Here is a 6,033-nt window from a genome sequence, read left to right on the forward strand (position 1 = left end):
GCTTCGCTGTGCAGCTCTCCCAGCTCGCCCATAAAGGCGGCGCGGTCATCCACCGGCAGTTCGTTCAGCAGCTCGGCTACCCTGGCGGCCGGCAGGTTGCGGATCACCTCTTCCTGCAGGGGAAAGTCCAGTATTCTGAAAGCGGCGGCGGCACGGGTTATGGACAGGTTACTGAAAATCACATCGGCCTGTTCAGGATGCTCATAAATGAGCTCTGCTATATCTGTAATGAGCTGATCATCCAGGTATATACGTAGTTCCTGGTGATTGCGCTCATCTGCCAGCATGCTGAATTTTTCCAGTAAAGCTTCATTTTCCATAGACCGTCAACTCTCTGAACGAAAATAAATAAAAAAAAGTGGTTAGTACTCGCCAATGGCTTTATATCAGCTCTGCTACGTGTCTGCGTATATTTTCGCTGATAGTGTCCGTAGGCAAATCGTTGGCATCCCTGCCAAATGGTTCTTCAATTTCTTCCGCAATCAGCTCCATACTTGCCAGCACGTAAAAAATAAACACTACCATAGGTATAATAAGATACCCTACGCTGAACACATAACCAACAGGAAGGGTCATCACGTAAAAGAAGATGAACTTTTTAAGGAACACGCTGTAAGAGAAAGGGATAGGCGTATTCCTTATCCGTTCACAGGCGCCGCAGATGTCGGTAAACGACTGCAACTCCTGGTTAATGGTAATCAGCTGCTCGCCGCTCAGCTGCTGCTGCCGGTACAGGTGGTGTATGCGCGCCGCCATATGCGCAGCCACCTGGTTAGGTACATGCTGTGCGGGCTGCGGTGTAAAGCCGGGTACAGGCTCCAACTCTGCTTCAATAAAGCTGCCGCGTAAATGGTTTTTCATACAAAAGGCAAAGTTGGGTATCATTTGCCGGAAATAGGTGCGGTTGGCCGTATCTTCTGCCGGTAATATGGCTTGCAGCTTCAGCGCCAGGTTACGGCTGTTGTTTACCAGGGCGCCCCATAGCTTGCGGCCTTCCCACCATCGGTCATACGCCGTATTGGTACGGAACACCAGCAGCAGGGATATTACAAACCCAAGCAGGGTGTGTATAATAGCAAGCTGCTTTACCTCCGGGAACCGCGCCAGGTTCCATATTTCCAGCTCCAGCACAGCTATCAGCGCGGTATAAATGCTCAGACCAAGGAACATGGGAGCCAGCTTCCGCACGGTATCAGCCTTGTGCAGGCGGAAGATGAAAGTGAACCACTCTTTCGGGTTGTAGTTTATCATTATACAGGTTTACAGGGTTAATGCCCGGCAAAATATCCATTTCCGGCCGCAAACCTAAAATTTTTACGCCTGATTTTGATAACTTGTTGCTTTACCTTTACTTTACGCTTCTTAATTTATACAAGACATACAGAGCGAGCGCTATGATCAAGCCGTATTTATACATTGAGAAAACAAAAAGAAAGGGCCGGGGTGTTTTTACCAAAGAAAGAATACCCGCCGGTACCAGGATTGAGGTATCGCCTGTGATCGTATTATCCTATGATGATACGGAAAAGGTAGACAAGACCAAGCTGCACAACTACATTTTCCTTTGGGGAGTACGGGAAACCCGCTCCTGTGTGGCACTGGGCTTTTGCTCTATCTATAATCACTCTTACGACCCCAACTGTGAGTACGAGATGGATTTTGATGCAGAAACCATGAGCATCATCACCCGCCGGGAAATCAAGAAAGGGGAAGAGCTTAGCATTAACTACAACGGGGAGGTAACCGATACATCTCCCGTATGGTTTGATGTGAAGCGGAGCTGATGGAGCCGTAGCCGGCCTGTACCAACGCCGCAGGTATTGCGCGAAAGGTAAAACAGCAGCAAAACTTATAAGGGGAATTATACTTATACCGTTTTTTTGGCGGAAAGATAATTTCCCTAAATTTGTGCGTAAATATATAAGTACTTATATAATTTCACGTTAGGGCTTAAGCGCTTTGTAGCAAACGATTGATTTTTGACAGTGCCCCGGAGCTGCTGCACAGTGCAGCCTGTGGCTGTAATAAGCAGTTGGTTATTGCTGTTTAGTCAGCCCCGGTGCAGGGTATTGCAGCATTAAAGCCGCCGCGCAATATGGCCCCGTTACTAACGCTAATAACTGTATATCATGTCTTTTTATTCATCTCTTGGTTTCCTGGTTTTCGGCAGCCGCTTACGGCGGCTCAGCGAGTACTTCCTGGCAGAGGTGAATAAGGTGTACGAACAGGCCGGCATTCCTTTTGACGCCAGCTGGTTCCCGGTATTTTATGTACTCTCCCGGCAACAGCCCATACCATTGATTGATATTGCAGACACGCTGGAAATATCCCATTCTGCCGTAAGCCAGATGGTGACCAGCCTGCGGAAGAAAGGCCTGGTAAAAACAGCACCCTGCCCGGATGACGGGCGGCGGCAGCTGGTAATGCTCACTAAAAAAGGAACGGCGCTGCTGCAGCAGGTACAACCCATCTGGACCGCCATTACCGGCGCCATGGAGCAGCTTACCGATGCCCATAAACAAAGCCGGCAGCTGCTCGAAGCCATTGCACAGGTAGAGCAGCAGGTGCAGCAGGCGCCCTTGTCGGAACGCATAAACGCAGTGCTGGTAAAAACGCAAGCCACTACCTAATTATAACATACACCAAAATGAGCGAAGCTTTCAGATACGGTATTGATCAGCTGACGGCGGGCCGCGCGCTGGATATAGCCGCGGGCCGGCTGCCGGCCATACTTACTCCCCAGATCATGGAAAAAGTAACGGCCAGCTATGATTATGTACAAACCATTGTAGCGCAGCACTCCATTGTGTACGGCATTAATACCGGCTTTGGCCCCCTGTGCGATACCAAAATATCCGAAGCAGATACCCGTGCGCTGCAGTATAACATATTGCAAAGCCATAGTGTAGGCGTGGGCGATAGCATACCGGACGAAATAGCGCGCCTGATGCTGATCACTAAGGTACATGCGCTGGCGCAGGGTTACTCGGGCATTGCGCCTGCTACGCTGGAACGTATAGTATGGCATATAGACCAGGGCATTACCCCGCTGGTGCCGGAAAAAGGTTCCGTGGGCGCCTCCGGCGATCTTGCGCCGCTGGCCCACCTGTTCCTGCCCCTTATAGGGTTGGGAGCCGTGCGCTATAAAGGCCGCACGGTTAGCGGGGCCGAAGCCCTGCAGCAGGAAGGGCTGCAGCCCATTGCGCTGGGCCCTAAAGAAGGGCTGGCGCTGATAAACGGCACCCAGTTTATCCTGGCCTTTGCGGTAAAAGCCCTGCAGCGTTTGTATAATGCGCTGGAAGCAGCAGATATTATCGGCGCTATGTCGCTCGAAGGGTTAATGGGCACTGCCAAACCTTTTGACCCGCGCCTGCACGACCTGCGGCCTTTCCCCGGCAACCAGCTGGTGGCGCACCGCTTAAAGGTAATGCTGCAACACTCTGAGATCATGGCGTCACATGCAGACTGCGGCCGGGTGCAGGACCCTTACTCGCTGCGCTGCATGCCACAGGTGCACGGCGCTTCCCGTACTGCCTGGAAGCACCTGCTGGAGCTTACTACCATTGAGCTGAACGCAGTAACGGATAACCCCATTATTTTTAGCGCGGAAGATACCATCAGCGGCGGCAATTTTCACGGGCAGCCCATGGCCCTGCCGCTGGATTACGCCACCATAGCCGCGGCAGAGCTGGGCAATATTTCGGACCGGCGCAGCTATATGATGATAGAAGGCCGCTATGGCCTGCCCAAGCTGCTGATAGAAGATGCGGGGCTGAACTCCGGTTTTATGATACCGCAATACACCACTGCGGCATTGGTTACGGAAAATAAAACGCTGTGCTTCCCGGCCAGTGCAGATAGTGTGCCCACATCGCTGGGGCAGGAAGATCATGTATCTATGGGCTCTATCAGCGCGCGCAAGCTGCACCAGGTAATAGGCAACCTGGAATACATACTGGCCATAGAGCTGCTGTATGCCGCGCAGGCGGTGGACTTCCGCCGTCCGCTGCGCTCAGGCCCCATACTGGAAGCCTGTCACCGGTTTACACGGGAGCAGGTGTCATTTGCTAAAAAAGACCGTGTATTTGCCCACGATATACAGGCATTACATACCATCATCACCAATCAATCACTGGTGCGTGTAGCCAACAACGTTGCCCTGCAGCACCAGCTGTCTTTAAACGGTATTTATCATGATCAGTTCGGACTTTATTAACACCTACGCGGCCCATCCGCATTACAGGGCGCCCCGCGGTAACCGGCTGCATGCCAGAAGTTGGCAAACAGAAGCCCCCCTGCGCATGCTGCTCAATAACCTTGACCAGGAAGTAGCGGAAAACCCCGATGCATTGGTGGTATATGGCGGCATAGGCCAGGCAGCCCGCAACAGGGAAGCGCTGCAAAAGATCATCCGGCTGCTGCTGGAGCTGGATGAGGAGCATTCGCTGCTCATACAATCCGGTAAGCCGGTAGGTATTGTGCGCACGCATACGCAGGCCCCGCGGGTGCTGCTGGCTAACAGCAACCTGGTGCCCAAATGGGCTACCTGGGAGCATTTTAACGAGCTGCGTGCGAAAGGGTTAATGATGTTCGGGCAAATGACCGCCGGCAGCTGGATATACATAGGCACGCAGGGCATTTTGCAGGGCACCTATGAAACCTTTGTGGAATGCGGGCGCCGGCACTTTAACGGTAACCTGCAGGGAAGGTTGCTGGTAACAGCCGGCCTGGGTGGTATGGGCGGCGCACAGCCGCTGGCCGCTACCATGGCAGGCGCCGTGTTCCTGGGTGCGGATGTGGACCCTGCGCGCATTCAGAAGCGGCTCGATACCCGCTATATTGACCGTATGACCCACTCCTACGAAGAAGCCATACAATGGGTGCAGGAAGCCCGGGCCAAAGGCCAGGCGCTTTCAATAGGGCTGGTAAGCGATGCCGGCGACCTGCTGGAAAAGCTGCTGCGCGATAACATTATTCCTGATATACTTACCGATCAAACATCTGCCCACGACCCGCTGAACGGTTACATCCCCAACGGGCTTTCTGTAACGGAAGCAGCAGCGCTGCGCGCCAGGGATGCCGCTGCCTATGAGCAGCGCGCACTAAAAAGTATGGCCCGGCATGTAGGATTTATGCTGGCCCTGCAGGATAAAGGCGCCGTTACCTTTGACTACGGCAATAACCTGCGCGAGTTTGCCAAAGCAGGCGGGGAGCCCAATGCCTTTAATTTTCCGGGGTTCACGCCGGCGTATATACGTCCTTTATTCTGTGAAGGTAAGGGCCCTTTCCGCTGGGTAGCCCTGTCCGGCGACCCCGAAGATATTTATACCACCGACCGTGCGCTGATGGAAGCCTTTCCCGAAAATAACGCCCTTATTAACTGGCTGCAACAGGCGCAGCAAAAAATTGCCTTCCAGGGACTGCCCGCCCGTATTTGCTGGCTGGGCCTGGGCGAGCGGGAAAAGGCGGGCCTCATTTTTAATGAGCTGGTGCGCAGCGGTAAGGTAAAAGCGCCGATTGTAATAGGGCGCGACCATCTTGATTGCGGCTCCGTAGCATCGCCCAACCGGGAAACAGAAGCCATGAAAGACGGGTCAGATGCCGTGTCGGACTGGCCTTTGCTGAACCTTATGGCCAACACGGCCGGCGGGGCCACCTGGGTATCGTTCCACCATGGCGGCGGCGTAGGTATGGGCTACTCCCAGCATGCAGGTATGGTAGTGCTGGCCGATGGTACCGACCGTGCAGCCACCTGCCTGCGGCGCGTGCTGTTCAACGATCCGGCTTTGGGCATTTTCCGCCATGCTGATGCGGGCTATGAAAAGGCGCAGGAGTGGCAGCAGAAATTTGGTATTGGCTTTTAGCAGATGGCTGTACCGTTAACAATGTTTTTTATAAACTGTTATCATGTAGGAGCTAACAAGCGGCTGTGGCCTCAGCCTTCGGGCCGGCACAATTTTTTACAGCTGTTTTACCGGTTCCTGTTTTTTAGTTAACCGCTAAAAGCTTTCTTATGTTAATCATCGGTCCATT

At 53.1% G+C, this 6,033-nt stretch carries 6 protein-coding genes; 4 read left to right on the top strand and 2 right to left on the bottom strand.

Annotation, left to right across the window (positions count from 1 at the left end; all coding sequences use genetic code 11):
- Together VFS25_RS01765 and VFS25_RS01770 are read right to left on the bottom strand one after the other, a co-directional pair.
- Positions 1-320 (bottom strand): magnesium transporter MgtE N-terminal domain-containing protein (locus tag VFS25_RS01765; protein WP_414647695.1); only part of this gene is annotated, 320 nt, incomplete at its 3' end.
- A gap of 61 nt (positions 321-381) precedes the next feature.
- The gene (locus VFS25_RS01770; protein WP_326460394.1) at positions 382-1,251 is read right to left on the bottom strand and encodes a bestrophin family protein; all 870 of its coding nucleotides are present in this window, start codon (positions 1,249-1,251) and stop codon (positions 382-384) included.
- Positions 1,252-1,394: 143 nt separating this feature from the next.
- Here VFS25_RS01770 and VFS25_RS01775 point away from each other — a divergent pair, with 143 nt between their 5' ends.
- The 4 genes from VFS25_RS01775 to hutU all read left to right on the top strand — a co-directional run bounded on the left by VFS25_RS01775 (position 1,395) and on the right by hutU (position 5,864).
- Positions 1,395-1,784 (top strand): SET domain-containing protein, encoded by a 390-nt coding sequence (locus tag VFS25_RS01775; protein ID WP_326460395.1) that lies wholly within the window; start codon positions 1,395-1,397, stop codon positions 1,782-1,784.
- A gap of 345 nt (positions 1,785-2,129) precedes the next feature.
- Positions 2,130-2,630 (top strand): MarR family winged helix-turn-helix transcriptional regulator, encoded by a 501-nt coding sequence (locus tag VFS25_RS01780; protein WP_326460396.1) that lies wholly within the window; start codon positions 2,130-2,132, stop codon positions 2,628-2,630.
- A 17-nt stretch (positions 2,631-2,647) separates the two neighbouring features.
- Positions 2,648-4,216, top strand: coding sequence for a histidine ammonia-lyase (gene hutH / locus VFS25_RS01785; protein WP_326460397.1), 1,569 nt, complete (start codon positions 2,648-2,650; stop codon positions 4,214-4,216).
- Positions 4,194-5,864, top strand: a complete 1,671-nt coding sequence (gene hutU / locus VFS25_RS01790) for a urocanate hydratase (protein ID WP_326460398.1) — start codon at positions 4,194-4,196, stop codon at positions 5,862-5,864. The genes hutH and hutU overlap by 23 nt, the downstream gene beginning before the upstream one ends.
- Positions 5,865-6,033 lie beyond the last annotated feature (169 nt).

The organism is Chitinophaga sp. (assembly GCF_035761305.1).
In the GTDB taxonomy this organism is placed as follows: domain Bacteria; phylum Bacteroidota; class Bacteroidia; order Chitinophagales; family Chitinophagaceae; genus Chitinophaga.

Excerpts from the sequence above, each read along its gene's own strand:
- VFS25_RS01770 (WP_326460394.1), bottom strand. The coding sequence starts at position 1,251 with ATGATAAACTACAACCCGAAAGAGTGGTTCACTTTCATCTTCCGCCTG.
- VFS25_RS01775 (WP_326460395.1), top strand. The coding sequence starts at position 1,395 with ATGATCAAGCCGTATTTATACATTGAGAAAACAAAAAGAAAGGGCCGG.
- VFS25_RS01780 (WP_326460396.1), top strand. The coding sequence starts at position 2,130 with ATGTCTTTTTATTCATCTCTTGGTTTCCTGGTTTTCGGCAGCCGCTTA.
- hutH (WP_326460397.1), top strand. The coding sequence starts at position 2,648 with ATGAGCGAAGCTTTCAGATACGGTATTGATCAGCTGACGGCGGGCCGC.
- hutU (WP_326460398.1), top strand. The coding sequence starts at position 4,194 with ATGATCAGTTCGGACTTTATTAACACCTACGCGGCCCATCCGCATTAC.